The sequence below is a fragment of the Luteolibacter rhizosphaerae genome (genome assembly GCF_025950095.1).
GTDB classification, from domain to species: Bacteria; Verrucomicrobiota; Verrucomicrobiia; order Verrucomicrobiales; family Akkermansiaceae; genus Haloferula; species Haloferula rhizosphaerae.
This window is the reverse complement of sequence record NZ_JAPDDR010000005.1, coordinates 172,777-198,745: the sequence shown is the minus strand read 5'-3', so window position 1 is coordinate 198,745 and position 25,969 is coordinate 172,777. Positions and strand designations below refer to the sequence as shown.

General features: G+C 62.8%; 18 protein-coding genes. 10 read left to right on the top strand and 8 right to left on the bottom strand.

Annotated features, from left to right (window positions below; all coding sequences use genetic code 11):
• The first annotated feature begins 272 nt into the window (after window positions 1-272).
• The 3 genes from OJ996_RS11065 to OJ996_RS11055 all read left to right on the top strand — a co-directional run bounded on the left by OJ996_RS11065 (window position 273) and on the right by OJ996_RS11055 (window position 5,035).
• Window positions 273-2,789 (top strand): DUF1592 domain-containing protein, encoded by a 2,517-nt coding sequence (locus tag OJ996_RS11065; protein WP_264513626.1) that lies wholly within the window; start codon window positions 273-275, stop codon window positions 2,787-2,789.
• Complete coding sequence (locus OJ996_RS11060) at window positions 2,786-4,150, top strand: DUF1552 domain-containing protein (RefSeq protein ID WP_264513625.1); 1,365 nt, start codon at window positions 2,786-2,788, stop codon at window positions 4,148-4,150. Before OJ996_RS11065 ends, OJ996_RS11060 begins: the two co-directional genes overlap by 4 nt.
• A gap of 84 nt (window positions 4,151-4,234) precedes the next feature.
• Window positions 4,235-5,035, top strand: a complete 801-nt coding sequence (locus OJ996_RS11055) for a PEP-CTERM sorting domain-containing protein (protein WP_264513624.1) — start codon at window positions 4,235-4,237, stop codon at window positions 5,033-5,035.
• Window positions 5,036-5,042: 7 nt separating this feature from the next.
• On the opposite strand, the gene OJ996_RS11050 is transcribed toward OJ996_RS11055, so the two are convergent.
• Window positions 5,043-5,534, bottom strand: coding sequence for a hypothetical protein (locus tag OJ996_RS11050; RefSeq protein WP_264513623.1), 492 nt, complete (start codon window positions 5,532-5,534; stop codon window positions 5,043-5,045).
• Between the two features lie 118 nt (window positions 5,535-5,652).
• Here OJ996_RS11050 and OJ996_RS11045 point away from each other — a divergent pair, with 118 nt between their 5' ends.
• A complete protein-coding gene (locus OJ996_RS11045; protein ID WP_264513622.1) occupies window positions 5,653-6,804 on the top strand; it encodes a class I SAM-dependent rRNA methyltransferase in 1,152 nt (383 codons plus the stop codon).
• 4 nt (window positions 6,805-6,808) lie between these two features.
• Window positions 6,809-7,315 (top strand): GNAT family N-acetyltransferase, encoded by a 507-nt coding sequence (locus tag OJ996_RS11040; RefSeq protein WP_264513621.1) that lies wholly within the window; start codon window positions 6,809-6,811, stop codon window positions 7,313-7,315.
• A gap of 2 nt (window positions 7,316-7,317) precedes the next feature.
• Here the strand turns inward: OJ996_RS11040 and OJ996_RS11035 are convergent, their stop codons facing one another.
• Together OJ996_RS11035 and OJ996_RS11030 are read right to left on the bottom strand one after the other, a co-directional pair.
• Window positions 7,318-8,631: a hypothetical protein gene (locus tag OJ996_RS11035; protein WP_264513620.1), complete on the bottom strand. Its 1,314-nt coding sequence runs from the start codon at window positions 8,629-8,631 to the stop codon at window positions 7,318-7,320.
• Window positions 8,618-9,229 carry an RNA polymerase sigma factor gene (locus OJ996_RS11030; RefSeq protein ID WP_264513619.1) on the bottom strand — a complete coding sequence of 204 codons (612 nt, stop codon included), beginning with the start codon at window positions 9,227-9,229 and terminating at the stop codon, window positions 8,618-8,620. Before OJ996_RS11030 ends, OJ996_RS11035 begins: the two co-directional genes overlap by 14 nt.
• A gap of 489 nt (window positions 9,230-9,718) precedes the next feature.
• Here OJ996_RS11030 and OJ996_RS11025 point away from each other — a divergent pair, with 489 nt between their 5' ends.
• From OJ996_RS11025 to OJ996_RS11015, 3 genes are all read left to right on the top strand, one after another.
• On the top strand, window positions 9,719-10,825 hold the full coding sequence (locus tag OJ996_RS11025; RefSeq protein WP_264513618.1) for a cellulase family glycosylhydrolase: 1,107 nt from the start codon (window positions 9,719-9,721) through the stop codon (window positions 10,823-10,825).
• A gap of 21 nt (window positions 10,826-10,846) precedes the next feature.
• Window positions 10,847-13,141, top strand: a complete 2,295-nt coding sequence (locus tag OJ996_RS11020; RefSeq protein ID WP_264513617.1) for a glycoside hydrolase family 2 protein — start codon at window positions 10,847-10,849, stop codon at window positions 13,139-13,141.
• A gap of 125 nt (window positions 13,142-13,266) precedes the next feature.
• The gene (locus OJ996_RS11015; RefSeq protein ID WP_264513616.1) at window positions 13,267-13,953 is read left to right on the top strand and encodes a GntR family transcriptional regulator; all 687 of its coding nucleotides are present in this window, start codon (window positions 13,267-13,269) and stop codon (window positions 13,951-13,953) included.
• A 50-nt stretch (window positions 13,954-14,003) separates the two neighbouring features.
• Here OJ996_RS11015 and OJ996_RS11010 read toward each other — a convergent pair whose 3' ends face one another.
• Window positions 14,004-14,861: a rhomboid family intramembrane serine protease gene (locus tag OJ996_RS11010; RefSeq protein WP_264513615.1), complete on the bottom strand. Its 858-nt coding sequence runs from the start codon at window positions 14,859-14,861 to the stop codon at window positions 14,004-14,006.
• A 477-nt stretch (window positions 14,862-15,338) separates the two neighbouring features.
• Between OJ996_RS11010 and OJ996_RS11005 the strand changes: the two genes are divergently transcribed.
• Window positions 15,339-19,553, top strand: coding sequence for a PKD domain-containing protein (locus tag OJ996_RS11005; protein ID WP_264513614.1), 4,215 nt, complete (start codon window positions 15,339-15,341; stop codon window positions 19,551-19,553).
• A gap of 15 nt (window positions 19,554-19,568) precedes the next feature.
• Here the strand turns inward: OJ996_RS11005 and OJ996_RS11000 are convergent, their stop codons facing one another.
• A complete protein-coding gene (locus tag OJ996_RS11000) occupies window positions 19,569-20,165 on the bottom strand; it encodes a hypothetical protein (protein WP_264513613.1) in 597 nt (198 codons plus the stop codon).
• A gap of 98 nt (window positions 20,166-20,263) precedes the next feature.
• Between OJ996_RS11000 and OJ996_RS10995 the strand changes: the two genes are divergently transcribed.
• Window positions 20,264-21,115: a hypothetical protein gene (locus tag OJ996_RS10995; protein WP_264513612.1), complete on the top strand. Its 852-nt coding sequence runs from the start codon at window positions 20,264-20,266 to the stop codon at window positions 21,113-21,115.
• Here the strand turns inward: OJ996_RS10995 and OJ996_RS10990 are convergent.
• From OJ996_RS10990 to cysK, 3 genes are all read right to left on the bottom strand, one after another.
• Complete coding sequence (locus OJ996_RS10990) at window positions 21,104-22,783, bottom strand: 4-alpha-glucanotransferase (RefSeq protein ID WP_264513611.1); 1,680 nt, start codon at window positions 22,781-22,783, stop codon at window positions 21,104-21,106. The two genes, OJ996_RS10995 and OJ996_RS10990, sit on opposite strands and share 12 nt — an antisense overlap.
• Before the next feature lie 62 nt (window positions 22,784-22,845).
• On the bottom strand, window positions 22,846-24,822 hold the full coding sequence (locus OJ996_RS10985) for a TIM barrel protein (protein ID WP_264513610.1): 1,977 nt from the start codon (window positions 24,820-24,822) through the stop codon (window positions 22,846-22,848).
• Window positions 24,823-24,966: 144 nt separating this feature from the next.
• Window positions 24,967-25,929 carry a cysteine synthase A gene (gene cysK / locus OJ996_RS10980; protein ID WP_264513609.1) on the bottom strand — a complete coding sequence of 321 codons (963 nt, stop codon included), beginning with the start codon at window positions 25,927-25,929 and terminating at the stop codon, window positions 24,967-24,969.
• Between the last annotated feature and the right edge of the window lie 40 nt (window positions 25,930-25,969).

Below are 25,969 nucleotides of genomic sequence, written 5' to 3'. Positions count from 1 at the left end.
AGGCTCCGGCCCGATGTCCGACACCATGGCTGGCTTCCGGCGCTTGGCCGGGCCTTGAAAATCCCTTTCCCGCTGTTGAAACCCCACCCGCGAGCCGGGCACCGGAACCTTGATCCGGTGCCCGGTGTCGTTTTTACGCGCAGGTGTATGACAAGGGCACCGGGAATAGGAATCCGGGGGAAACCTCATAGCGGCGGTGTGTCATCGTGCAGGAAAGCTTCGTTCCGGAGCGTTCCCGGCATGGCGACTTTTGCCGATCCCGAGTGTTTCCCATGCCAGTGCCTTCCCGCTCTCTCCTCCTACGGACGGCCTCGATCCTGTGCCTCTGCACGGGGGCGAGGGCGGACGACCATGCCGCCGTCTACGAGGACAAGATCCTGCCGATCCTGGAGGACCATTGCTTCAACTGCCACGGCGAGGGCGAGGACAAGGGCAAGGTGAGCTTCGACACCTACGGCTCCGTGGAGGAGCTGATGAAGCAAACCACCCTGTGGGACCACGCGCTGCGGAACCTCCGTTCCGGCATGATGCCGCCTGCCAAGAAGAAGCGCCCCACCGCGGAGGAGCTCGCGACCCTTGAAGAATGGATCAAGAGCGGCCCGCTCCGCTTGGACCCGGCGAATCCCGACCCGGGCCGCGTCACCCTGCGCCGCCTGAATCGCGAGGAATATCGCAACACCGTCCGCGAACTGACCGGCTACGATTTCCGCACCGACGAGGAGTTCCCCGCCGACGACACCGGCTACGGCTTCGACAACATCGGCGACGTGCTTTCCACCTCCCCCCTCCTGCTGGAGAAATACATGCAGGCGGCGGAGACGATCGTGGACAAGGGCATGCCGCTGGAAAACCGGGTGACCCCGCAGCGGAACTATCCGGCAGGCATGTTCCGCGGCGAAGGCCAGCGCGGTGAAGGCGATTGGGAATACCGCCTGTCCCTCTACGAGCCGGCAGACCTCACGGCCCAACTCGAAATCAAGCAGGCGGGCACCTACCGCATCCTGCTTAATGCCACCGCCCACGGATCCTTCTCCTACGACCCCGGCCGTGCGAATGCCGCTTGGTATGTGAACGGAGCCAAGCAGATCGAGCAAGAGATGAAGTGGAGTCCGGCCCAGAAGCTGGAATCCAGCCTTGAACTCAAGTGTGAGCCCGGAAGCTATCCCTTGCGGCTCACGCTGGCTCCGCTGGTGGATAAGTCCGAGCAACCTCCGGACCTGGGAGATGGACCGCCAAGCGTGCACCTGCACTTGAGAGGCATCACCCTCATCGGCCCCTTGGAGCCGGAGTTCACCGTGCATCCGCCGAACTACGAGAAGTTCTTCACGCGGGACTCGGTGCCGCAGGATGCAAGCGAGCGCGATGTTTACGCCCGCGAGATCCTGCAGCGCTTCGCAAGCAAGGCCTTCCGGCGCCCGGTGGATGAGGCGACCGTGACCAAGCTCTCAGGCTTCGCCAAGCAAACGATGGAGGCTCCCGGCGGAACCTTCGAGAAGGGCATCGGCCGCGCGATCTCCGCGATCCTCGCTTCCCCGCGCTTCCTCTTCCGCATCGAGGACACCCTGCCCGTCGGGACTCCTTCCGAGCATCCCTTGCTGGATGAATATGCGCTGGCCTCGCGTCTCTCCTACTTCCTCTGGTCCACCATGCCGGATGAGGAGCTCTTGCGCCTCGCGGAGAAAGGCGAGCTGCGGAAGAACCTGCCGCAACAGGTCGAGCGTCTCCTGAAAGACCGCCGCTCCGGGGAGTTCGTGGAGAACTTCGCCGGCCAATGGCTTCAGACCCGCGATGTCGAGGGCGTGAGTATCGATGCCCGCGTCGTCCTCTCCCGCGATTCTGGCACGGAGAAGGAGATGAACGAGCGCTTCCAAACCTTCCGCCGTCTGAACCGCGAGATCGATGAAGCGGAGAAAGCGGGCGACCAAGGGAAGGTCGCCACCCTGCGCGAGGAGATGAAGGCGCTGCGCGCGAAGTTCCGCGGCCGCCGGATCGAGTTCGGCGGCTCCCTGCGCACCGCCATGCGTCGCGAGGCGGAAATGTATTTCGAATACCTGCTGCGGGAGGACCGCAGCGTCCTGGAGCTGGTCGATACCGACAGCACCTTCCTCAATGGCGAACTGGCCTCCCACTACGGCATCCCCGGCGTGGAGGGCGGCGACATGCGCCTGGTAAAGCTACCGCCGGACAGCCCGCGCGGCGGCGTTATTACGATGGGTTCCGTACTTGCGGTGACATCGAACCCCACCCGCACCTCACCGGTGAAGCGCGGCCTCTTCATTTTGGACAACATCCTCGGCACCCCGCCGCCGCCCGCACCGCCGAATATCCCCTCGCTGGAAGCCTCGGAGAAGGGCGCCAATGGTGAGGAACTCAGCCTCCGCGAAGCGCTCGCCCTGCACCGCGAACAACCGCTCTGTTCCTCCTGCCACAACCGCATGGACCCGCTCGGGCTCGCGCTGGAGAACTTTAATGCGATGGGGCTCTGGCGCGACCAGGAGCGCGGTCAACCGCTCGCCTCCCCGGAAGGCCAGCTCATCACCGGTGAGAAGTTCGCCGACGTCCGCGAGTTGAAACACCTGCTGGTCACCTCCCGCCGCACGGACTATTATCGCTGTATCACCGAGAAGCTTCTGACCTACGCCTTGGGCCGCGGTCCGGAGCCCTGCGACATCACCACCGTCGATGCCATCGTCGAAAAACTCGAGGCAAGCGGCGGCAAGTTTTCGACCCTGATCACGGGCATCATCGAGTCCGCCCCTTTCCAAAAACGCCAACGACCCTCGACATGAACGACGCCGCCTTGAACCGCCGCCGCTTCCTCCGCGGGATGGGAGCCCTGCTCGCCCTGCCCTCGCTCGAAGCCTTCATGCCGCGTGCCATGGCCGCCAGTGCCACCGGCCGTGCTGTCGCCACCACCGCCAGCGGCGCACCGCTGCGCATGGCCTTCCTCTACTTTCCGAACGGCGCGATCCAGAGCCACTGGACTGCGGAGGGTGCAGGAGCCGACTTCAGGCTCGCCAACACGTTGGAGCCCTTGCAGGCACTGAAGCACCGCGTGCAGGTCATCTCCGGGCTGGAGCATCTCAATGCCGACCCGGGCAATGACGGTGCGGGCGACCATGCCCGCGCCAACGGCACCTTCCTCACCGGCGTGCGAGTGAAGAAGACGGCGGGCAGCGACATCTACGCCGGGATCTCCGTCGATCAGATCGTGGCCCAGAACATTGGACGCGGCACCCGTTTCGCGTCGTTGGAGATGTCCTGCGATCCGCATCGCAAGTCGGGCGGCTGTGACTCCGGCTACTCCTGTGCCTACGAGTCGAACCTCGCCTGGCGCACGCCGACCTCGCCGCTCTCACCTGAATCAAATCCGCGTCTGATCTTCGAGCGTCTCTTCGGCTCCGGCAATCCGGGTGAACGCGGCGAGAGCCTCGCCCGCCGCCGTGCCCAGCAGCGCTCGATCCTCGACTTCGTGATGGAGGACGCGAAGGCGATCCAAGGCCAGCTCACTCATCGCGACAAGGCGAAGATGGACGAGTATCTCACCGGCATTCGTGAGATCGAGCAACAGATCGAAACGGCCGAGGGCTTCAAGGACATCCCGGACCCTGCCATGGTCACCCCCGACGGCATTCCGCGCGCCTATGACGACTACATCAAGCTGATGTTCCAGATGACCGCGCTGGCCTTCGAGACCGATGCCACCCGCGTCGCCACCATGCTGTTGGCCCGCGATGGCAGCAACCGCTCCTTCCCGGAGATCCAGGTCGCCGAAGGTCACCACTCCCTCTCGCACCATCGCGAGGACAAGGACATGATCGACAAGGTCACCCGCATCGACCGCTTTTACGCGGATCGCTTCGCGGAGTTCCTCGCCCAGCTTGAATCGAAGCAGGACGTGGATGGGAAATCGATTCTCCACAATTCGATGATCGTCTACGGCTGCGGCAACTCGGACGGCAACCGCCACACGCACTCGAATCTCCCGGTGGTCTTGGCGGGCAATGGCGGCGGTGCGCTCAATCCCGGACGTCACATCACCCACAAGTCGACGCCGATGTGCAACCTCTACCTGAATATGCTCGATAGCATGGGCGTGCCGCAGATGGAGCGCTTCGGCGATAGCACGGGCCGCCTCGGGGAAGTTTGAAGCCGCCTGCATTTTGGCAGGGAGATGGAATCTGATTAAATCGTCACTTTCCGATCTCGTCGGCAGACTCCCCCACGTCTGCCCATGACCACCTCCCTCTCCCCACTGTGGCGCGGTCTCGCGCTCCTGACCTGTAGTCTCGCGACTTCGAATGCCGTGGTTCTCTTCACGGACAACTTCGACGCGACCGCTCCCGGCTCTCCCAACGACCAGATTACCAACCCGGGCCGCCAGGGTGGCACCTTGGCGACCGTGGGTTACCAGCAGCTCAACAACGTCCAGATCGGGAACCTCACGACGCTGCCGCCCAGCCCGGGAAGCGATCTCGGCGACGAGTTCCTCGCGGCCTTCAGCGGACGCGCCTTCGTGAATCACAACTTCTCCTCGGAGACCCTGCCGCTCGAGATCAGCTTCCGCGGATTGATCTCCAGTACCAGTGCGACCGGCTTGGACAACTGGGTCTCCGTGACGGTCGGGGATGTCTCAGGCATGCCCTTCGTTAACGGCGCCAATGTCGCCTCGATCCTTTTCCGCGCGAACGGCGGGACCGAGGTCTGGAACCACGGCTCGAACAGCGTGGGTGGCGCCGGAGCATCGGTCGGCTACAACGCGTGGACGGATTACCGGATCGTTCTCTCGGACACGGCGGGCACCGGCTCCGCATTCGCCGGCAATGGCAGCCGCATCGACTACTATGCCAACGGTGTTCTGCTGGGAACAGCGAACATCAACCAGCTCACCGCCCAAGACGGGTTCATCGGTTTCGCATCGGACCGGATCGTCGGTTACGACAATCTCTCGATCGTTACGGTCCCGGAGCCGTCGGCCATGCTGATTGCTCTCGGCGGCTTGGGCAGCCTGTTCCTGCGCCGTCGCCGGAAGTAAGGCACTCTCAGTGGGAGTAGCGCTCCACGTAAAGAGTGGAAGTCCCGGTGAATGCCACGGCGAAGCCGGTCTTGTCATTGCATTTCTCTTGGGTTCCCTCCATCAGGCTGAGTGCCCGTTCGGAACTCAGGGTGGTGAGGTTCGCATCCAGCTCTCCCCCCTTTTTCGCCGTGTAGCGGCGGAGCGAGTAGATGTTAAACGGAGCCAATTTCGTCATGATGTAAAAACGGGTGGGCGAGATCATGAGGGGAGATCCCTGGTCGTTTGCCAGACTGGCGACGACGGACCCTTTCAAGATCCCTTTATTACTAAACCAATAGTAGACGGCGCTGCCTGAGGTCGTGCCTCGGACTACCCCGCCTCCGACCCCGTCGCTGTAGAACACGGGACTGGCAAAGTCCGAATCCGTGGCGATCTCGGCAGTCCACTTGAGCTTCTGCGCGTGGGTCACGTGGCACAGTGCAAGGAGGGCAAACAGTATGAAGATCAAGGATTTCATGCAATTCACCCCTTAAACCTAGCCCGAGCTTCTTGCAAGCCGGGGAATACGGCGACACATGGCGGCAATCGGCAGCTTTTCATTGAATTTCCCCGCCCGAGGATCCCACGCTGGCTCCGTGCCGACGGTCCGCCTCAAATACTTTAGCTACCACCCCGCGATCTGGCCCCGGATGATCGGGGAGGTTTCCCGCGACGCCAAGGCGGGTTCCTTGGTCCAAGTGATCGACAAGGAGGGCAAGCCCTTCGGCAGCGCTTTCTGGAATCCCAAGGCCGGCATGCCCTTGCGCGTCTTCGCCCACGGCGCCGAGGTGGTCGGCGAGGACTTCTTCATCGGAGCCATCCAGCGCGCCGCCGAGCTGCGCCGGAACATCATGAAGCTGGATGAGACCACGGAAGCCTACCGCGCCATCCATGCCGATGCCGACCAGCTTCCCGGCTTGGTCGCCGACAAGTTCGGCAAGGTGCTTTCACTGGAGGTCACCAACCTTGCCGCATGGCAGCGACTCGACGCTTGGATCCCCGCGCTGCACGAAGCCTTTGGCACCGAGAAGGCACACGTCCGGGTCGATCCCGATCTCGGCCGTATCGAGGGCATCCCCTCGCTCGGCCATTCGCTCTCCGAGACCATCCGCCCGCTGAAGATCCGCGAGCACGGTGTGACTTTCCAGATCGATCCCTCCGGTGGTCACAAGACCGGCTTCTTCTGCGACCAGCGTGACAACCGCAAGAAGTTCGGTGCCCTTGCCGCAGGCAAGAGCGTGCTCGACCTCTGCTGCTACACCGGCGGCTTCTCCGTGAGCGCCGCCTTGGGTGGAGCCGAGGAAGTCACCGCCGTGGACCTCGATGAGAACGCGGTCGAACTGGCCAAGCGCAATGCCAACCTGAACCAGCAGCGCGTCAAGTTCACCCACGCGGACGCCTTCACCTGGACCCGCACGATGATCGAAAACGGCCGCAAGTGGGATCTCGTCATCGCCGATCCCCCGAAGTTCATCCACGGCCGCGAGGACCAGCTGGGGCACAACAAGTATCACGACCTGAACAAGCTGGCCCTGCAGCTCGTGAAGCCCGGCGGACTCTTCGTCACCTGCTCCTGCTCCGGCATGCTCTCCGCGGATGAGTTCGAGAAGATCGTCGTCTCCGCCGCCCACCGTCAGGACCGTCGTCTGCAGATCTTCGATCGGACCGGTGCCGGCCCCGACCACCCCACCCTCTCGAACTACCCCGAGTCCCGCTACCTCAAGCTGCTCTGGTGCCGGGTGATCTGATCGAATGACTCAAGGGATCGCCATCATACCCGCGGATGAATCCCACATCGCAGCGGTCTGGACGATCTTCCAAGAGGTGATCGCCGCCGGTGATGCCTACGTCTTCGAGGCTGGCACCACATTGGATCAATTTGGCGCTTACTGGTTCGCACCACAATTCCACCCACAGGTCGCCCTGTTAGATGGCGAGGTGGTCGGCAGCTACGTGGTGAAAGCAAACCAACCGGGCCGCGGCTCACATGTGGCGAATGCGAGCTACATGACCGCGTCCGCCGCGCGTGGCCGTGGCATCGCAGGAATGATGTGCGAACACTCGCTGCGCTACGCGAAGTCCCTCGGCTTCCGCGCGATGCAGTTCAATATCGTGGTTGCCACGAACACGGTCGCGGTGCGGCTCTGGCAGAAGCACGGCTTCCGCATCATCGGGACGTCCCCGGGCGCATTCCGCCACGAACAACTCGGCTACGTGGACGCGCATGTGATGTTCCGCGAGCTCGACGATATCGGCTGACTTCAGCGGCCGCCCGTAACGATCACGCGCGGTGGGACACCGTTGGGAATGATCGACACCTCTTGCAGCTGGAAAGAGGTCAGGTTGCTCACGTTCGGAATCGTGTAGAGCAGCATGCCTCCTACCGAATACTGTGTGACAGCAGTGCCGTTGTTTGTGGCGAAGGGACCGACGATCGAGGGATTGGCGCCTGCTCCGGCACCGCTACCTACCAGCGACGAGGAATCCAGCGAGATAGTGCCTTGCTCACCCGCCGCATTGTACCAAACGATCTGATGCTGGCTGCCCTCGGCCAAGGCCGGGACTTGGTCGATCACCACCTCCGTCTGATTCGTCAACGGATCCTCGATGACGAAGCCTTCCGGTGCCGTGCGCGGGCCTCCCAAGGTCGCCACGCTGGTATCCTTGTCGGTGTCGTCAGGCTGCCGGTAAGCCGCGAGATCAAGATCATCCGGCATCTTGCGGCCTACGAACACGCTGCCATCTCCTTCCCGGGTCCAGACGATCTGGCGTGCCTCGTCCAGGTAAGATCCGTCGTCGGCACGCAGCAGATGGTTCTCCCGCCAAGCTTCCTCGGGGAAGTTCAAGTGACGGATGCTCTTGCCGTCATCCGGAGCCACCAGCCCTTGAGGCAGCCACCCGCGCTGGATCACCAGGGAGGCGGGATCCAGCGGTGCACCACTCTGCGCCTGCAGGGAGTTCTTCAGCGCCTCCACCAAGGCAGAGGAAAGCCTTTGATTCGTTTCCTCCGGAGAGCGCCGCGGCATCCCCGGCGCGGTGAGGCTCATGATCCGCGGCGCTGCCGAAGACTTGATATCGTTCAGACTCGCAAGCCGCTTCTTCAGACGCTGGATCTCGCGCTGTTCTTGGGAATCATTGTCAGGCTCGGCATGGGATGGACGCGCAAGCTCCGGTGCTTCATCCCGGGTGCTGGCCTTGGACTTCGGAGCTTCCTCCGCGATCACTCCGCCGGGCTGTTGGATCTGGGTTCCGCGCGGCCAGAGGCAGATCGCAATTGCCGCAGCCGCGGCCCACCCGCTCGCGGCCAAGAGCGGAGCAAGTCGGGTGATCCCGCGCTGCGGCACCACGGCCTGAGGCAGACCGATCTTATCCATCACCGAATGCAGCACATCCGGCGGAGCGGCACGCAGCGGCGAAACCGCCAGCCACAGATCCGCCGCAGTCTCGCGGGCGGCACGAGCCTCTTCCTGCAGCGCGGGATCGCGCAGCAGACGAGGGTCGCTCGTCGCAGGATCGCCCGGTGGCAAGATATCCAGCGCTCGGGCAAGGGCGTCTTCGCGGTCAGTCCTGCTCATCGACCACCCCTCCTTTCCGTAAAGCGTCGCGCAGCTTCTGCATCGCGCGGTGCACGCGGATCTTCGCCGTGCCGAGCGGTACGCCCCAGCGTGAGGCATGGTCCTGCAAGGTTCCGGGGTGAAACAAGGCCATCCGGATGCTCTCCGCCTCCGTTTCGTCGAGCTGCTCCAGCGCGGAGTGCACGCGTGAAACGGTATCGCGGAAAAACAGATCCTCCACACCGCCCCGCGATGGGATCTCCAGCGCCGGCATGCGCTCCCAGTCCTGCCAGACCGCAGCGCGACGCCGCTTCTTCCGGAGATGGTCGAGGCAGAGCCCGCGCAGGATCATCGCACACCAAGTGAAGCCGCGGCTCTTGTCCGAATCGAAATCCCCTGCCCGCTTCCAAATCCGCAGGAAGCAATCCTGCAGCGCTTCTTTCGCCGCGCCCTCGTCGTTCACCCAATTCAAAGCCATGCTGAAGAGGCGGTCGCCCCACATGCGGTAAAGCTCCGCCAGAGCCTCGGAGTCCTGGCGGGCGATCCGGCCGAGCAGCCACGAACCGTCCCAGGCATCCGCCTGACCGTCCGTTCGCGGGGTGATGGAGATCTCTCCCATGGGGCCTTCGCTTTCTCGCATTGGATTCGACGGGGGGAAAGCGCGTTTCAACCGCACAAAGCAATCAAGGCTTCAGGGCGATAGCCGGATAGGACCCTCATCTCACCGGCTAGCGCCCCTGACCCATGTACCAAGAAACACGTGCTCTGGAACGGTAAGCCGGACGACGTGTCATGATCTCCTGTCAGCATCGCAGCGCCTCCCAACGCCATCGATACCTCCTCCGACCCGTCGTCCGGCCAAGCCGTTCCTAATGAAATCCGGGAGCGCCGGATCCCCGCGCGCAGCGGTCCCGCCAGCCACAGCCGGGAACCACGGTCGGAGATTCGGTCGCTCATCACGGGTAAATCCGCCTCCGGGCGAGGAAGGGTTTCAAATTTCTCCGAAAAGCAATTTGCGCCCCTAGGACGCGGAGGAAGTTTGACGGTCCACCCTTGTGGCCTGTAAGTTTGGCGGCCCAAGCGACCGCATTTCAAACCTGTTTGCCAAATGAAACCCAGTCTGCGACTTCTGACCTGCTGTGCCCTAATGACTTCGTTTGCCTCCGCCGGAGAGCAATGGACCGCCGAGAGGGCTCAGGAATGGGCGAAGGGGCGGCCATGGCTGGCCGGTTCGAACTTCACCCCGAGCACGGCGATCAACCAGTTGGAGATGTGGCAGGAGGAAACCTTCGACCCCGCGACCATCGACCGGGAGCTGGGCTACGCCGCGGGCTGTGGGATGAACACGGCACGGGTATTCCTGCACAACCTTCTGTGGGAGCAAGATTCGGAAGGACTGCTCAAGCGCATGGACCAGTTCTTGGGAATCGCGGAGAAGCACAAGATCGGCGTCATGTTCGTTCTCTTCGACGACGTGTGGGACCCGAGCCCCAAGCTGGGCCGCCAGCGCGATCCGAAGCCACATGTCCACAACTCCGGCTGGGTGCAATCCCCCGGGAAGGAAGTGCTGCAGGACGAAGCGAAGCGCGCGGCCTTGGAGCCCTACGTGAAGGGCGTGCTCACCCGCTTCAAGGACGACAAGCGGGTCATCATCTGGGATCTCTACAACGAGCCGGGCAATCCGAACAAGAGTGCCTACGGCCCGGTGGAACTCGCGGATAAACCGAAGCACTCGCTCGATCTGGTGCAGAAGTGCTTCAAGTGGGCTTGGGAGGTCCGGCCATCCCAGCCTCTGACCATCGGCGTGTGGGCCAACGACTGGAGCACCAAGGAGAAGCGCGACGCGCTGAATGCCTACCAGCTCGACCACTCCGACGTGGTCAGCTTCCACGTTTACAAGGATCTCGCAGAGACCAAGAAGTTCACCGAGCCCCTCTTCGAATACGGTCGTCCGGTGCTCTGCACCGAGTTCCTCGCCCGCACCGCCGGGAGCCGACTGCAGGACATCCTGCCCTACTTCAAGGAGAAGGGCGTGGGTGCCTACCAGTGGGGTCTCGTGGCTGGCAAAACCCAGACGCAGTATCCTTGGGAAAGCTGGAAGCAGCCCTTCACCGAGGAACCCAAGGTCTGGTTTCACGAACTCTTCCATCAGGACGGCAAGCCCTTCGATAAGGAAGAAACCGACCTCTACAAGAAGCTCACCGCCGCACCCTGAGCCGGACTCACCATCAATCTTATGAGAACCACACCCCTATTCGCCCTCTTGCTCACGCTGCCCGCGGCCCACGCCGAGTGGAAGCCGGTCGAGGGCAAGATCATGACCAAGTGGGCCAAGGAAGTCACCCCGGCGAATGCCTGGGACGAGTATCCCCGCCCCCTTCTGCAGCGCGAGAACTGGACCAATCTGAACGGTCTGTGGAGCTACGCCATCGCCGCCAAGGACGCCGCCCAGCCGGGCGAGTGGGCCGGTGAGATCCTAGTGCCCTTCGCGCCGGAAGCCGCGCTCTCGGGCGTCGGCAAGCAGCTCGAGCCGAACCAATCGCTCTGGTACAAGCGCTCGATCAAGGGAGCCAAGACCGCGGGCAAGCGCACGATCCTGCACTTCGAAGCCGTGGACTACGAGACCACCGTGTGGCTCAATGGCAAGGAGATCGGCAAGCACGTCGGTGCCCACACCCCCTTCTCCTTCGACATCACCGATGCTCTGAAGGACGGCGACAACGAACTGCTCGTGCGCGCGCATGATGCCACCAGCGGCTACCAGCTCGTCGGCAAGCAGAAGCTCGATCCAGGCGGCATCTGGTACACCCGCGTCTCCGGCATCTGGCAGAGCGTGTGGATGGAAGAAGTGAACGCCCGTGCGATCGATGACCTCGATTACGCCTGCGACATCAAGACCGGGAAGATCTCGGTGACGGCCAAGCTTTCGGGCCCCGCCGTTCAGGGCGAGAAGCTGAAAGTCACCGCCGCCTTCAAGGGCAAGCCTGTGGCCGAGAACGTCGGCAGCGGCAATGTCGCACTGCAAATCGCCGAACCGCAACTGTGGTCTCCAGATGCGCCGAATCTCTACGACATCAAGGTCGAGCTACAGGATGCCAGCGGCAAGACCATCGACCAAGTCGTCTCCTACACCGCGCTGCGCGAACTTGGCAAAACCCAGGACAAAAACGGCAACTGGCGCTTCACGCTGAACGGCAAGTCGATCTTCCACTGGGGCCCGCTCGACCAAGGCTGGTGGCCGGATGGTCTGCTCACGCCGCCTTCCGACGAGGCGATGATCTCCGACATCGATTACCTGAAGGCTGCGGGCTTCAACATGATCCGCAAGCACATCAAGGTCGAGCCGCGCCGCTACTACTACCACTGCGACAAGGTGGGCATGCTGCTGTGGCAGGATCAGGTCAGCCAAGGCTACGGCCCGAAGACCGAACCGCTCGGCTCCAACCCGGAGTGGACGCGCATGGCGCCGAATCCACCGGAAGGCAAGTGGTCGGATGAAGGCCACGCGCAGTATGTGACCGAATACAAGCGGATGGTCGATCACCTGAAGGATCAACCCTGCATCGTGGTCTGGTCGCCCTTCAACGAAGCCTGGGGCCAGCACCGCACCATGGAAGTCGGCAAGATGGCGGCGGACTACGACAAGAGCCGCCCGATCAACATCGCTTCCGGCGGTAACTTCTGGCCCGTGGGCGACATCGCCGACGAGCACGCCTACCCTGACCCGAACTTCCCGCTCGGTGACAAGCGTTTCAACGACTACGTGAAAGTCGTGGGCGAGTTCGGCGGCCACGGCTGGCCGGTGAAGGGCCACCTTTGGGATGCAACCAAGGAGAACTGGGGCTACGGCGGACTACCGCAGTCGCTGGACGAGTGGAAGGGCCGCTACACCAAGTCGATCGGCGTGCTCAAGGGACTCCGCCGCCAAGGCATCTCGGCCGGCGTTTACACCCAGACCACGGACGTGGAGGGCGAAATTAACGGCCTGCTGACCTACGACCGCGTCGAGAAGGTGCCGGCCTCCTGGCTGAAGCCGATCCACGACTCGCTGCTCGCCACCCCGGACGCCGCGGCCTATGCGCCGATCGTCGCTACCTCCGAGCAACAGGCCCAAGAGTGGAAGTTCACCACCGAGAATCCCGGCAGTGGCTGGGAAGCCGCGGGCTTCGACGACAAGGCCTGGAAAGAAGGCAAGGGCGGCTTCGGCACCCGCGACACCCCGAACACGAAGGTGAACACGGAGTGGAGCGGCCCCTCCATCTGGCTGCGCCGTGAGTTCAGCGTCTCCGCCGCGCCCAAGGGCAAACCGGTGCTGCGCATCTATCACGATGAGGACGCCACCGTCTTCCTGAACGGCCAAGAGATCGCCAAGCTCAGCGGCCACACCAGCGGCTACGTGCTGATCGAGTTGGACGACAAGGCGGCTGCCGCTCTCAAGACCGGCAAGAACCTGCTCGCCATCGAGGTCAAGCAGACCCGCGGCGGCCAGTATATCGACGCCGGCATCATGGACGAAACGGTGGTGAAGTGATCACCCCGGATCCCATTCCCTGAATTCCCGGGCGGGCCTCATCATGAGGCCCGCTCTCGTTTATGCCGGATTGGGATGAAAGATTGTAGCTTGTCGGAACGGGCTGCTCACCTAGTCTGCGCGGGGTGAAACAACCTCTTCCGCGTCGCGTTCATGCCACGCTCCGTTCCCGACTCTTGGACGGGACGCTCCTGCCGGGGACCCGTCTCGACTACAAGCAACTGGCCCAGGAGCTCGGGGTTTCCACCACTCCGGTGCGCGAAGCGGTGACCCAGCTCGCCAGCGAAGGCTTCGTGGAACTGGTGCCCCGTCTCGGTGCCGTGGTGCGCTCGCTGAACCAGAATACCGCCGCCGAGCTATTCGAGGTGCGGGAGGCTATCGAAACCTTCGCCGCCTTCAAAGCGGCGGAACGCCTGTCATCCCGTCATCTGGACCTGCTCAAGCAGCAGATGGGCGTCATGCAGCGCTTGCTGGAAGGATTTGAAGAAGCCGGCCAACTCAGTCTGGAATCCACGGCCTTGGACGAGTTCCTCGATGCCGATCTTGCTTTCCACAAGACCATCCTGCTGGCAGCCCGGAATACCGCGCTCGCCCGCACCGTGGAGGAAAGCCAGGTGCAATCCCGGATCTTCTTCGCCGACCTCGGGATCCACGAACTCGAGCGCCTGCTGATGGCCTATCAGCAGCACACGGAAATCTACAACGCGCTGGAGAAACGCGATGGTGCCGCAGCTTCCGAAGCCATGCGCCGCCACATCCGGACTTCACTGCAGCTCACGCTGGATCATTTGGAGAACTCCGTGACAGTCTAAGCTGGCGGCTTGCCCGCCCGGATCGGATCTCATCTTACCGAGGGGAGCATTCAGGATCTGGCAAACGCGGCCTTTTCGCGCTCGTCCCCAACCTCGGGACGCAGCTTTCTCGCCCCCAGCACCCCGAGAACCGCACCGCAGGCCCACCCGGCGAAGTGGCCGGACACATCGATCCCCTCTCCGCCCACGCCGTACATCCCGAGCATCATGGCACCCGCAAAGATCGGCGCGACGAGCGGCCGGAATTCTTTCGGTGAGCGGAACCTCCATGCGGCAGACACTGCAGCGCCGGTGAGAATGCCCAAGGCTCCAAAAGTCGCTGTCGAAGCACCCAGTGAAGCAAAGTCCGAGGGATAGCGCAGCCAAGCGTTCAGAGCGTTGCCCAAGGTTCCGCTCGCGAGAATCAAGAGCCATGCCCGCCATGCTCCCACGGTATGGGCCACCATCACACAGAAGATGCCGCCGATCCCGATATTGCTCAGAAGATGGCCGCCGTCCGCATGAAGGAAAAGTGCCGTGAAAGGCCTCCACCATTCCCCTTTCTCCACCAAGGCCCGGCTTGAATTGCAGAAGTCCTCGGTGAAGGCCGGATAACGCTCCTGCACCATGAATGCAGCGGTGAGCGCGATGATCCACAGCAGCATCAACTCCACGCCAGCGGGAAACAAGGGCGGCTCCACGCGCTCGCGACGCTCTGCTTGCTCCTCCGCATAGAGCGCGAATTCCCGCCGGATCGCAGGGGCATCCTCCGGAGTTGCCAGTACCAGAAAGGTCCCGTCACCCGGTTCGATCCAGCATTCGCGATCCATCGCCAAGACGACAAGCGCATGCTCGTCCGCCTCGTCAAAGGAATCCCACTCCCCCACCGTGACCAGCGGGGAGGTCGGGAGATCAGGGCCAGTCTCCATGCGCCGCATCATCGTCCCTTTTGCATTTCGTGCAAACGAAGTCCTGCGCCTCTTGCGTGCATTATGCATCCACCCCGGCGTTGCAGCCTGCCCGTTTAGGGGAAGTTTCCGCAGGGCAGCGACCGGGTAGAGCGCAACCATAGATCAATAACTACCAATAACTAACAGCTTTATCGAAGCTGCGGGCACGTGGTGTGCAATAAAGCATCCGTGGTCGATGCCCGATGGACACCATCGGGACTAAGCGACAAACGGCGGACCAATTAAAGCCCACGGCCACCACTGGGAAACCCGTGTTTCTAACATCTCAACTCCGAGGTTTCCGGACTTTTGGAGATGGAGAGCTGTTGTCCTCACCTGCGACCCCATCACCCCCGAACTTCATCACCACCCGCATCATGGCTCCCGTCCCGGGGATCTCCAGATCCGTGAAGTTTGCAAGCACTGCTTCAGCGAAAACTTCATCGACCCGATCTCATGAAATCCCTCGTGTTTCTTCTCGCCATGATCATGGCGTCTTCCGCAGCGGCGGCATCGCTCAGCGGCGAACTGCGCAAATGGCATAAGGTCACGCTCAGTTTCGACGGGCCTAACAGCAGCGAATCCGCAACTCCGAATCCGTTCACGAACTACCGCTTGGATGTGACCTTCCGTCACGCGGCGAGCGGCAAGGTCTACCGGGTGCCGGGCTATTATGCAGCCGATGGCAATGCGGCGAATACCTCTGCTACCTCGGGCGATGTATGGCGGGTTCATTTCGCGCCGGACGAGACGGGCACTTGGACATGGAATGCCTCCTTCCGGTCCGGATCCAATGTGGCGATGGCGGATCTTCCCGACGCCGGCAGCAGCGCGGGCTTCTTCGATGGCGACAGCGGCAGCTTCCCGATCTCTGCCACGGACAAAACCGGGCGGGACTTCCGGGGGAAAGGCCGCTTGCAGTATGTGGACAAGCATCACCTCCGCTTCGCGGAAAGCGGCAGGTATTTCATGAAGGCCGGCGTGGATGCGCCGGAGAACCTGTTGGCCTACACCGACTTCGATGGTGAATTCAAAACCGATGGCCGGGAGGACGACTACGTGCGCCCCTACACGCCGCACATCCAAGACTGGTCGAACGGCGATCCGGTCTGGCAGGGCAGCAAGGGCAAGGGCTTGATCGGTGCGGTCAACTACCTGGCAGACCAAGGATTGAATGCCTTCTCCTTCCTGACCATGAACATCGATGGGGATGACAAGAACGTCTATCCCTACACCTCCTACGGTGAGCGCCTGCGAATGGACGTCTCGAAGCTGGACCAGTGGGAGATCGTCTTCGAGCACGGCACCCGTAACGGGATGTATCTCCACTTCAAGACCCAGGAGACGGAGAACGAGCTCATGCTCGACAGCGGCAACTTGGGCAACCAACGGAAGCTTTACTATCGCGAGCTCATCGCTCGCTTCGGCCATCATCTCGCACTGAATTGGAACCTCGGCGAGGAGATCAACGGTGCCTCCCTCCAACAGAAGCAAGCGTGGGCCCAATATTTCTACGACAACGACCCTTATCGCCATCACCTGGTGATCCACAACGGAGCCACCCACTACAACATGATGGGCGATGCCTCGAAGCTGACCGGCTTCTCGCTCCAACTGAATGCCTACGACTTCACCGATAACTTCGCGATGACCAAGGACTACATCGACCGCTCGGTGGCGGCCGGAAAGCCTTGGGTGGTGGCGACGGATGAGCCTGGAGACTCCCGCTACAGCCTGCGGCCGGATAGCGATCCCGGCACCAGTCACACCGATGCCCGCAAGGACGCCCTCTGGGGCAACATCATGGCAGGCGGCGCAGGGGTCGAGTTCTACTTCGGCTACGCCCTGGAGCAGTCGGACCTCACATGCGACGACTTCCGCAGCCGGCATTCCTTCTGGCCCTTCTGCAGGACGGCGGTGCAGTTCTTCGAGAACAACGACATTCCCTTCGACGAAATGTCGAACGCGAACTCGCTGGTGAGCAACAACGGCAACAATGCCAACCGCTGCCTCGCCAAGCCGGGAGATGCCTACATCGTGCAGCTTCGCTCCGGTGGATCACACACACTGAACCTTTCCGGCCAGAGTGGAAACTTCCGCGTGCGCTGGCTCGACCCTCGCAACGGAGGCGCTTTGATCAGCGGCCCGACGCTCAGCGGCGGAGGCACCCGCAATCTCGGGAGCCCGCCCGATTCCACCGGCTCGGATTGGATCGCCTTGGTCGAGTCGACATCCGGCGGCACGCCTACGAACGAGGCTCCGGTGGTGAGCGCGGGTTCCGACAAGTCGGCAAGCCTCTCCGGCGGCACGGTGAGCGTCACCCTGAATGGCTCGGCCTCGGATGATGGTTTACCCTCCGGCTCGACCTTGACCCGCACTTGGAGCCGCGTCAGCGGGCCTGCTGCGGTCAGCTTCTCCAGCACCACCAGCGCGAGCACCTCGGCCACCTTCACCGCAGCCGGTGTCTACGTCCTCCGCCTCAGCGCCAGCGACGGCACCTTGAACAGCTCGGATGAGGTGCAAGTGACGATCACCGAGGGGCAACCGAATAACCAAGCTCCGCAAGTGACAGCAGGTCCCGATCGCTCCGCGACTCTTTCAAGCGGCTCTGCCCAGATCCCCCTCGCCGGCAGCGCCAGTGATGACGGCCTGCCCACCGGCAGCACCCTCGCCGTGAGCTGGAGTTCGGTGAGTGGTCCCGCTTCCGTCACCTTCTCAAACGCCGCTTCATCTAACAGCGCGGCCACCTTCAGCGCGGTCGGCACCTATGTGCTGAGACTCACCGCCACCGATGGCAGCCTCAGCGCCTCGGACGAGACCACGGTGGTCATCAGCAGTTCCGGTGGCGGCGGCACCACCGTCACCGTGGCCGCTCAGGATGCCTTTCTCCAGAATGGCAGCAACGTGAACAATGCCGACCTGCGTGTGGAGAACTCATCGCGGAAGCGCATCTCTTACCTGCAGTTCGATACCAGCGGATCCTCGGGCCCCTTCACCTCCGCCACCTTGACCATAACCCAGCGCGGCGATGTCCCTAGCGGCAAGATGCAGCTCCGTCTCTTCGCGACTTCCAACAACTGGAATGAGGCCACCATCACCGGTTCCAATGCACCGGCCAAGGGTGCCGAAGTCGCCGCCTACTATGGCGATATCCCAGCAGGAGTAGCCTTGAACTTCGACGTCTCCTCCGTGGTAACCGCTCCGGGCATCTACAGCTTCATCCTCGATACGGATACATCCCGTGATGTGACCTTTGCCTCCTCGGAGAATACCCTCTTATCCGCTCGCCCGGTTCTGACGACCACCGGCAGCGGCGGCGCTCCCGCGAATGCCGCACCGGTTGTATCTGCCGGACCCGATCGCTCCGGCTCCTATCGGAACGAGCCGGTCAGCATCCCGATTACCGGTTCGGCCTCCGACGACGGGCTGCCGCAGGGCTCCACCCTCTCGCTGTCTTGGACGATGGTGAGCGGTCCCGCACCGGTGTCCTTCTCGCCCGCCAATGCCGCGGCGACGAATGCCACCTTCAATGCCGCGGGAAGTTATGTCCTGCGTCTCTCGGGCAGCGACGGCGCTCTTGCTTCGAGCGATCAGATGACCATCGATGTCGTGGCCGACATCATCGACAACGAGATCCCCACGGTGAGCGCGGGCCCGGATCAAGCGGCTACTCTCAGCGGCAGCGCGGTGAGCATCGCGCTCAACGGTAGCGCCAGCGACGACGGACAACCCGCGGGCTCGACACTCGTTACCACTTGGTCGCGGGTCAGTGGCCCCGGTGCGGTGACATTTGCAGATCCTGCATCCGCCACCACCACCGCCACATTCAGCACGGCGGGCACCTATGTGCTCCGTCTCACCGCCTCCGATGGTGAACTGAGCGAGAGCGATGAGATGAGCGTGGTAATCGAAGATGCAGCCCCGGGAGGTGGATCCCCCGTCACCTTCGCCGCCACTCACGACGCCTACACGGAGAATGGATCGAGATTCAACAGCTCGCTGCTCCGCCTCGAGAACAGCTCCAGGAAGCGCATCATCTACCTTCAATTTGATACGCGCGGCGTCGGTGCCGTGACCGCACCCGAGCTCAAGCTCACCCAGAGTGACGACGTTTCATCCGGCTCCATGACTCTGCGCCTCTACGCCGCGACCTCGAACTCTTGGACCGAAAGCACCATCACCGGCACCAACGCTCCCGCGAAGGGCCCTCAGCTCGCCGTCTTCACCGGGGACATTTCGAAAGGCAAGGTCCTGAGCTTCGATGTCTCCTCGCACGTCGGGGCCGGAGCGATCTACAGCTTCATCTTGGAAGCAGATTCCTCCTCGCTCGATGTCTCCTTCGCTTCGGCTGAAAACTCTGCGACCTCGGCCCGCCCCTCGCTGATTGCGACGAGCAGCGCCGCCGGTGCCGCGCCGCTTCTCCCCGGCGCAGGTGCAGAAGATCCGGGCGGATTCGCCTCCATGCTCTCCAGCATCGAACGCGATGCCGCCGGGCAGATCACGCTCACCGCCAGCGGCACTCCGGGATACACCTATGCAGTCCAGCGCTCCACCGACCTGATCGAGTGGTTCCCGATGGGACTGGCGGAGGCGGATGCCGAGGGCCGGGTGCGCTTCGAGGATAGCGCGCCGCCCCAAGGCAGCGCCTACTATCGCCTCACCGAGCCCTGAGCCGAGCTCGACCGCTCACTTCGGTGCGATGCGGATGCAATCCATCGCCACCTCCAGACCGAGATCGTGTCGGCGCTCGCCGACCCACTTCTCGATGTCCGAAACGGCGGGATAGTCCACGGCTCCCACATGGCGGAAGCAGCGGGCATCGTCGATCAGCACCACGAAAGGCTGCTTCATGCCGGCGAAGATTGCCTCCAGCTCGCCCCAAACCGGGCAGTTGAGGTCTCCCTGGGCGGTATCGCCGCCCGAGTAGTGACCATCCAGCCAGAATAGGGTCGGGGCATCCAGCTTCGCCACCACCTGGGGCATCACCTTGCCGCTGTCGCCTTGGTGGAGCTCCACGTTCGCGGCGCTGGCGAAACGCTTCTTCGCTTCCGCATGGAACTTATCGGAAAGCTCGATCGAGTAGACCTTGTTGAACTCGCCGCGCATCGCTTCCACCGTGTCGCCCTTGAAGGTGCCGGTTTCCACGAGGAGCTGCAGGTTGTGCCTCTTCTTGTAGTCCAGCAGCATCTCGCGCTTGGCGAGCGGCGGCGGCGGGTCGGGACGTCCGTCCTCGATCCACTTGCTGTATTTCCGTTTCTCTTTGAGCTGCTTGAACCAGGCCATGGGCAGGGGCAGGCTAGGCGCGGATACCCCGGGGTCCAAGCGCATTTTCCGCGCTCGGGGCTTGCCGGTGGTGGCCGGTCCCGGTCCATCCTCCCCGCGTGCCGCTCCCCTTCTTCCGCCCCAAGGACGCCTACATCACCTGCCGCGATCGCGATGATGGCGGCGGGGCGCAGGTTTCCGCGCGGATTTCGACCATGATCCTCGCCCGGCTGAAGGGCCTGACCTACGCCCACACCCCGCTGAGCGATGTAGCCCACGCCCCGGCCGGAGTTGCGCAGGAAACCTGGGCCCGGGACTGGGAGGACTTTTTCAATCTAGGCGCCGGGGAGGCCTCTGCCGCGAGTATCCCCTACCCCGAACGCGCGGTCGCCAAGCCCCACCGCTTCTTTCCCCGCTCCCGGCGCCTCCATGTGGTCGCCCACTGCCACAAGGTCACGGATCATCACCCGGCGGCTTGGAGCGCCATCGCCCCGGATCTGGCGGCGAAGTATGAGCTCTCCCCGAAACCCGGGCTGGGGGGGTATGCGGACGGCAAGGTGCAGATCGCCGTGCATCTCCGGCGGGGAGATGTCGGTTCCAGCGGTCGCTTCTCCGAACGCTACACCGGCGATGAGGTGGTGCTGGAGCGACTGGAGAAAGTGCTACAAGTCACCGGCAAGGAAGGCGCGAAGATCCGGCTCTTCTCGGAGGGCGATCCCGCGGACTTCCAAGCCTTCGCCGATCTCGGCGCGGACCTGCATCTGAATGACGACGTCTTCGAGACCTTCCACCACTTCGTGAAGAGCGACCTGCTCTTCCTGGCGAAGAGCACCTTCAGCTATCTCGGCGGGGTCATCGGGCGGAACGCCTGCGTCTACGAGCCCTTCTGGCATCCGAAGCTGCCGGGCTGGCTTTCCCCGGATGAGCTGGATGGCTGGCGGATCGAAGCCGCGTTGGCCTCACGGCGCTAGGAGCCGCCCGGACTTCTCCAGAATCGGACGGAGCTTGCCGAGTTCCAGCACTGCCTTGGCCTCCAGCTCGATGGGCAGGCGGAAGCTCCAGTTGTGGGGACCCACCGTACCCGGGGAATTGAGCCGGTCTGTTAGATCGCAGAGATCCGTGATCATGAAGGCGGCGTATCGGGAGCGTGAGCTCAGCAGCGCGGAGAGCAGGGACTCTTTCAGAGCAGGACCGTAGGGAGCACTTTCTTTCACATCAGCGAACTCGGCCATCAGACGCAGGTATTCCTCCGCCCTCTCCTGCTCGTCGGGATCCGCATCGGGATCGGCAATCAGTTGGTGGAAGCTGGCCCACAGCGCGGGGATGGAATCGTGATCGTGGGTCGAGTAGGTGGCGAAGGAGCACTCCGGCAGAGCTTCCGGCGGAATCACGTGACCCTTCTCGTCCGAGTCCCAATGCGGAATCCGGAAGCCGGCCACATCGAGGGATGCGAGATGCGGGCGCACGTAATCGGGCACGCTGCCCAGATCCTCACCCACCACCGCGGAGCTACCCGCGGCTTCGATCGCCATTCGGAGTCGGATGTCACCATCAGCTCGATTGGCCGCCTTGTTCTCCGGCGTGTCATCCGGACGCGGTGCCCATTCCGGCAGCAGCCCTCCCGTGAGCTTCGCAGCTTCCTTCTCGGAAAGCGGCAGGAACTCGGCATTCCGCTGGGGCTGCCAAGGGAAAGAATAGATCCGGTAGAAGCCGAGGACGTGATCGATCCGGAAGATATGGAAGATGTCGGTGAGCTTGGCGATACGCTGCCGCCACCACGGGAAGCCAGCGGCCTGCATGCGTTCCCACCGGTAAAGCGGGATGCCCCAGTTCTGGCCCCACTTCTGGATGAAGAGGTCATGCTTGAAGATCAGCTCCGGAGGCGCGCCGCCGCACCATTCGAGATCGAAGTCCTCGCGCTGGAAGAAAACGTCCGCGGAGTAGCGGCTTACCCCGATGGGAATGTCTCCCATCAGCTTCACGCCCTTGTTGTCCGCATGCTGGCGCACGGCCCGCCACTGGCGGAAGCAGAGCCACTGGACCCATGCGTAGAATTCCAGGCGATCGTCCACCGCCGCCGGATTCTTGCTCCGCTCGCCAGCCAGATAAGCCAGCGCTCCCGCCACCGTCTTGCGATCTTCCGGCCACCAGTCCCATGCCTCGGAGCCACCGCTCTGATCCATCAACCAACGATAGATGCAGTAATTGCCGAGCCACGCCGACTCCTCGCGACGGAAGCGATAGAATGCGATGTCTCCCTTCCCCGCCTGAAACCTGAGCCATGCCTTCTCCAGAAGACTGCGCTTCACTTTCCTCACTGCGGCGTAGTTCACGCGGCTAGCGGTAAGCGCATCTCCGAGTTCGACCCGCGCCACCTCCAGATCCTCCGCTTCCAGCCCGGGGATATCCTTCGGCTCGAAGCTCAGATAGAGCGGCTCCAAAGCCACCGATGAAATGGCATTGTAGGGACTGTCGTCGCCACCGGTCTCGTTCAGCGGAAGGAGCTGTAGGAAGCCGATGCCGCTCTTCGCGCAGATATCGATCCAGTGCCTCATCGCACGCGTGTCGCCAATCCCCAGATCCCCCTCGCGGCGGGGGGTGAAGGCGGGCAAAAGGAGACCTGCAAGACGCTCTGGCATGCGTGGGAGGGTGGCCGCGGCAGTAGCTCCGATCCAGCACGAAGCGTGCCCGGAGCTCCGTCTCAGCGCAGGGGAAGCTTGGTATCCGCTCCCCGTTCACCTCTCAGCATCTTGCCGATCTCTCTCGTCAGCCACAGATAGTGGTCGGACTTCAGCCCGGGCTCGGACAGGAATCTCACCTCTCCCACCGGCGGATTCTGCGAGGTCTTGAAGATCGCGGTGGCCTCATCCACCTCGTCGAACATCGCGATGTAGAGCGACTTCGCCCCCGCGTCCTTGGCAGCGATGGCTTGGCTCCAAAGGAACTGCCCCCCGAGCCTTGGAACCTGATCGAACTTCGCCTCCTGCTTGCGGCTCTTCTGGAGATTGTACCAGCTAAAGCCGGGGAAGCCCACGGGCAGGTAATCCAAGCCCCGCTCACGGCACCAGGCGATGTCCGGCTTGAGCAGCTTCTCCACGCGGTTCGCCGCATCTTGAGGCGTGCCGAAACGGCCCACCGCCCACGGGCTCACGATGTCCGCCATCCGGATCAATTCGTGAACCTTGGGATCGTTGATCGTGTCGCGATCCAGGGTGCGCCAGTAGCAGGGCACTCCCAACATCACCGCATAGTCCTTCTCCTTGAAGAAGCGGATCAGCGTCTCCCATTCCGCAAGCGATGGCGCGCGATCATTGAAGCCCATGCCCCACAAGGCAACCAACGGCTTGCCCCGATAGCGGAGGTAAGCGGGGTCATCGCGGGATATCCTCTTCTCGGTCTCCAGCCGCGTCCAGTCATCGGACACCGTTCCGAAATGCTCGGTCTTCAAGCCAGAGAGATCATACATCAGCACCCACTTGCGGCCCTCCGCATTCGCCGCCGTCCGGCAATGCCCGAGCACCATATCCATCGACGCTCGATGAGCGGGATTCCGCGACAGACCCGCGAAGCGCTGAACGAATGCCGCATCGATTCCATACTCGCGCATCCAGCGGAAATGCCGGAGTACCGTCGCCTCCTTCACCGAGCTGAAGACCTCCGCCACACTGCCATCGGCATGTCGCAGTGGCGTCGGAAAGCGCTCGTCCGGACCCAGTTCGCTCATGTCCGGCCACATCTCGATCTGCGTGCTGTCCTTATCGAAGCGCCCTCCCGCCGAATAGTGGAACCAGCCATTGCCCGATCCATCCCCTTCCGCCCGGAACCATCCCTGATACCCACACACCACCATCCCGTCCAAGCCACCCTTCATCCCCTTCCAAGCTGCCATCGACTTCGCCAGATTCTCCCGCTGGTCCCCCTTCACCCCATACGCCTGCAATCCGATCGGACCATCCCACTTCGCTTCCCGATGCAATCGCGACAAAAAGCTACCAACATCGTAACTCCCCTCGCCCAGAGGCCGGATCAAGCGATCCCACCCCATGGCCTTGGTATCACCTCCATCCGCCCCGTTGATCGTGACGAACTGCAGACGCTTCGAAGCCCGCTGGACTTCCGGAATCGGATCCCTGTCACCCTCGACCTTGAGCCAATGGCAGAGGTTGAAGGTCACTCCCACATCATCCCGATCCACCTTGTCCGCGATCCTGCAGGCATCGGAGAAGCGCTCTAGCCAGAAGCCGGTGTGTGGATACAAGGAGATCTTCACTCCCGACTCGCTAGCAACCCCGGCAAATTCTGTTAGACCGGCGATCGCCGTTTCATCACTCTTGTCAGCCACCTCGGAGATCGCAATCCAAAGCGTCGAGTCGTGCCGTTTCAGATCCGAGATCAGCCCCCGCAACTCCGGAGTAAGGGCCGGGGTCCCCTTCGCAAACTTCAGCGTCAGATAGACATTCCACAGCTTCAGGCCCTTGGCCTCCACCGCGCTGCGCAACGGCTTCACCGCCGTCCCGCTGCCACCGATCCCATCGTAGCCGAGTTCCCGCAAGGTTTCCGCCACCTTCCCCGGCTCGCCCGTGATCCCCGTATCCATCGCGAAGAACGGAGCGGCCCTCGCCCAAGAGGCGAGAACGAGCATCCACAGGAGAATCCGGAGCGGTGAACGACAAAGCATCGGTCCGACTTAGCGAAAATCTGCCCCGGCAACTCAAGCCGGGAGACCAATTTACCCAAAGAGGGGACAAGCGCAGGCCCCGAAATAAAGACGCCCCGTCCCGGCAGGGACGAGGCGCTCTTGAAAAATACGATGCCAAGCCGCTCAGATCTCAGCCACCGGCAGGCTCGCGACTTCCTCGCGCACCTTCTCGGCGAGAAGCGTCGAAAGGTAGCGCTCGGTGGACGAGCAACCGACCGTAACGATGCGCTTGCCTTGGAACTCAGGGCGCTTCGCCACCTGAATTGCAGCCCACACGTTGGCTCCGGTCGAGATACCAGCCGGCAGACCTTCCTCTTGATTGAGGAACTGCGCCGTGGCGAAGGCGTCCTCATTCGTGACCAGTACCACCTCGTCGATGATGTCCACGTTCAGGTTCTTCGGGATGAAACCGGCACCGATCCCTTGGATCATGTGCGGACCGGGCTGGCCGCCGGAAATCACCGGGCTGGCCACGGGCTCCACCGCGAAGGTCTTCATCGCCGGGTTGCGGCCCTTGATGACCTCGGAGACTCCCGTGATCGTGCCGCCGGTGCCTACGCCCGCGACGAAAGCATCGATGTTGCCTTCGGTATCGCGCCAGATCTCTTCCGCCGTCGTCTTGCGGTGGATCTCCGGATTCGCCGGATTGTCGAACTGGCCGGGACCGAAGGAGCCCGGGTTCTCTTCGATGAGTTGCTTCGCCTTCGCGATCGCCCCGCCCATACCACGAGCACGCGGCGTCAGCACGATCTCCGCACCCAGCAGGCGCAGCAGCACGCGACGCTCGATCGACATGCTCTCCGGCATGGTCAGGATGCAGCGGTAGCCCTTCGCGCGCGCCACGAAGGCCAGCGCGATGCCCGTGTTGCCGGAAGTCGGCTCGATGATCAGACCGCCCGGCTTGAGCTGGCCGTCACGTTCCGCAGCTTCGATCATCGCCTTGCCGATCCGGTCCTTCACGCTGAAAAGCGGGTTGAAGAATTCGGCCTTCAGCAACACCTCCGCACCGGTATCGGCAGAGATCTTGTTCAGGCGGATCAGCGGCGTATTGCCGATCGTGTCGGCGATGGATTGTGCGATTGGCATGGTTTTGTGAGTCTGGGGTTACAGGAAATTCAGTTCGGGC

What these genes read in the sequence shown, in the direction of transcription:
- OJ996_RS11065 (WP_264513626.1), top strand. Translation starts at nt 273, where the DNA reads ATGCCAGTGCCTTCCCGCTCTCTCCTCCTACGGACGGCCTCGATCCTG.
- OJ996_RS11060 (WP_264513625.1), top strand. Translation starts at nt 2,786, where the DNA reads ATGAACGACGCCGCCTTGAACCGCCGCCGCTTCCTCCGCGGGATGGGA.
- OJ996_RS11055 (WP_264513624.1), top strand. Translation starts at nt 4,235, where the DNA reads ATGACCACCTCCCTCTCCCCACTGTGGCGCGGTCTCGCGCTCCTGACC.
- OJ996_RS11050 (WP_264513623.1), bottom strand. Translation starts at nt 5,534, where the DNA reads ATGAAATCCTTGATCTTCATACTGTTTGCCCTCCTTGCACTGTGCCAC.
- OJ996_RS11040 (WP_264513621.1), top strand. Translation starts at nt 6,809, where the DNA reads ATGACTCAAGGGATCGCCATCATACCCGCGGATGAATCCCACATCGCA.
- OJ996_RS11035 (WP_264513620.1), bottom strand. Translation starts at nt 8,631, where the DNA reads ATGAGCAGGACTGACCGCGAAGACGCCCTTGCCCGAGCGCTGGATATC.
- OJ996_RS11030 (WP_264513619.1), bottom strand. Translation starts at nt 9,229, where the DNA reads ATGGGAGAGATCTCCATCACCCCGCGAACGGACGGTCAGGCGGATGCC.
- OJ996_RS11025 (WP_264513618.1), top strand. Translation starts at nt 9,719, where the DNA reads ATGAAACCCAGTCTGCGACTTCTGACCTGCTGTGCCCTAATGACTTCG.
- OJ996_RS11020 (WP_264513617.1), top strand. Translation starts at nt 10,847, where the DNA reads ATGAGAACCACACCCCTATTCGCCCTCTTGCTCACGCTGCCCGCGGCC.
- OJ996_RS11010 (WP_264513615.1), bottom strand. Translation starts at nt 14,861, where the DNA reads ATGGAGACTGGCCCTGATCTCCCGACCTCCCCGCTGGTCACGGTGGGG.
- OJ996_RS11005 (WP_264513614.1), top strand. Translation starts at nt 15,339, where the DNA reads ATGAAATCCCTCGTGTTTCTTCTCGCCATGATCATGGCGTCTTCCGCA.
- OJ996_RS11000 (WP_264513613.1), bottom strand. Translation starts at nt 20,165, where the DNA reads ATGGCCTGGTTCAAGCAGCTCAAAGAGAAACGGAAATACAGCAAGTGG.
- OJ996_RS10990 (WP_264513611.1), bottom strand. Translation starts at nt 22,783, where the DNA reads ATGCCAGAGCGTCTTGCAGGTCTCCTTTTGCCCGCCTTCACCCCCCGC.
- OJ996_RS10985 (WP_264513610.1), bottom strand. Translation starts at nt 24,822, where the DNA reads ATGCTTTGTCGTTCACCGCTCCGGATTCTCCTGTGGATGCTCGTTCTC.
- cysK (WP_264513609.1), bottom strand. Translation starts at nt 25,929, where the DNA reads ATGCCAATCGCACAATCCATCGCCGACACGATCGGCAATACGCCGCTG.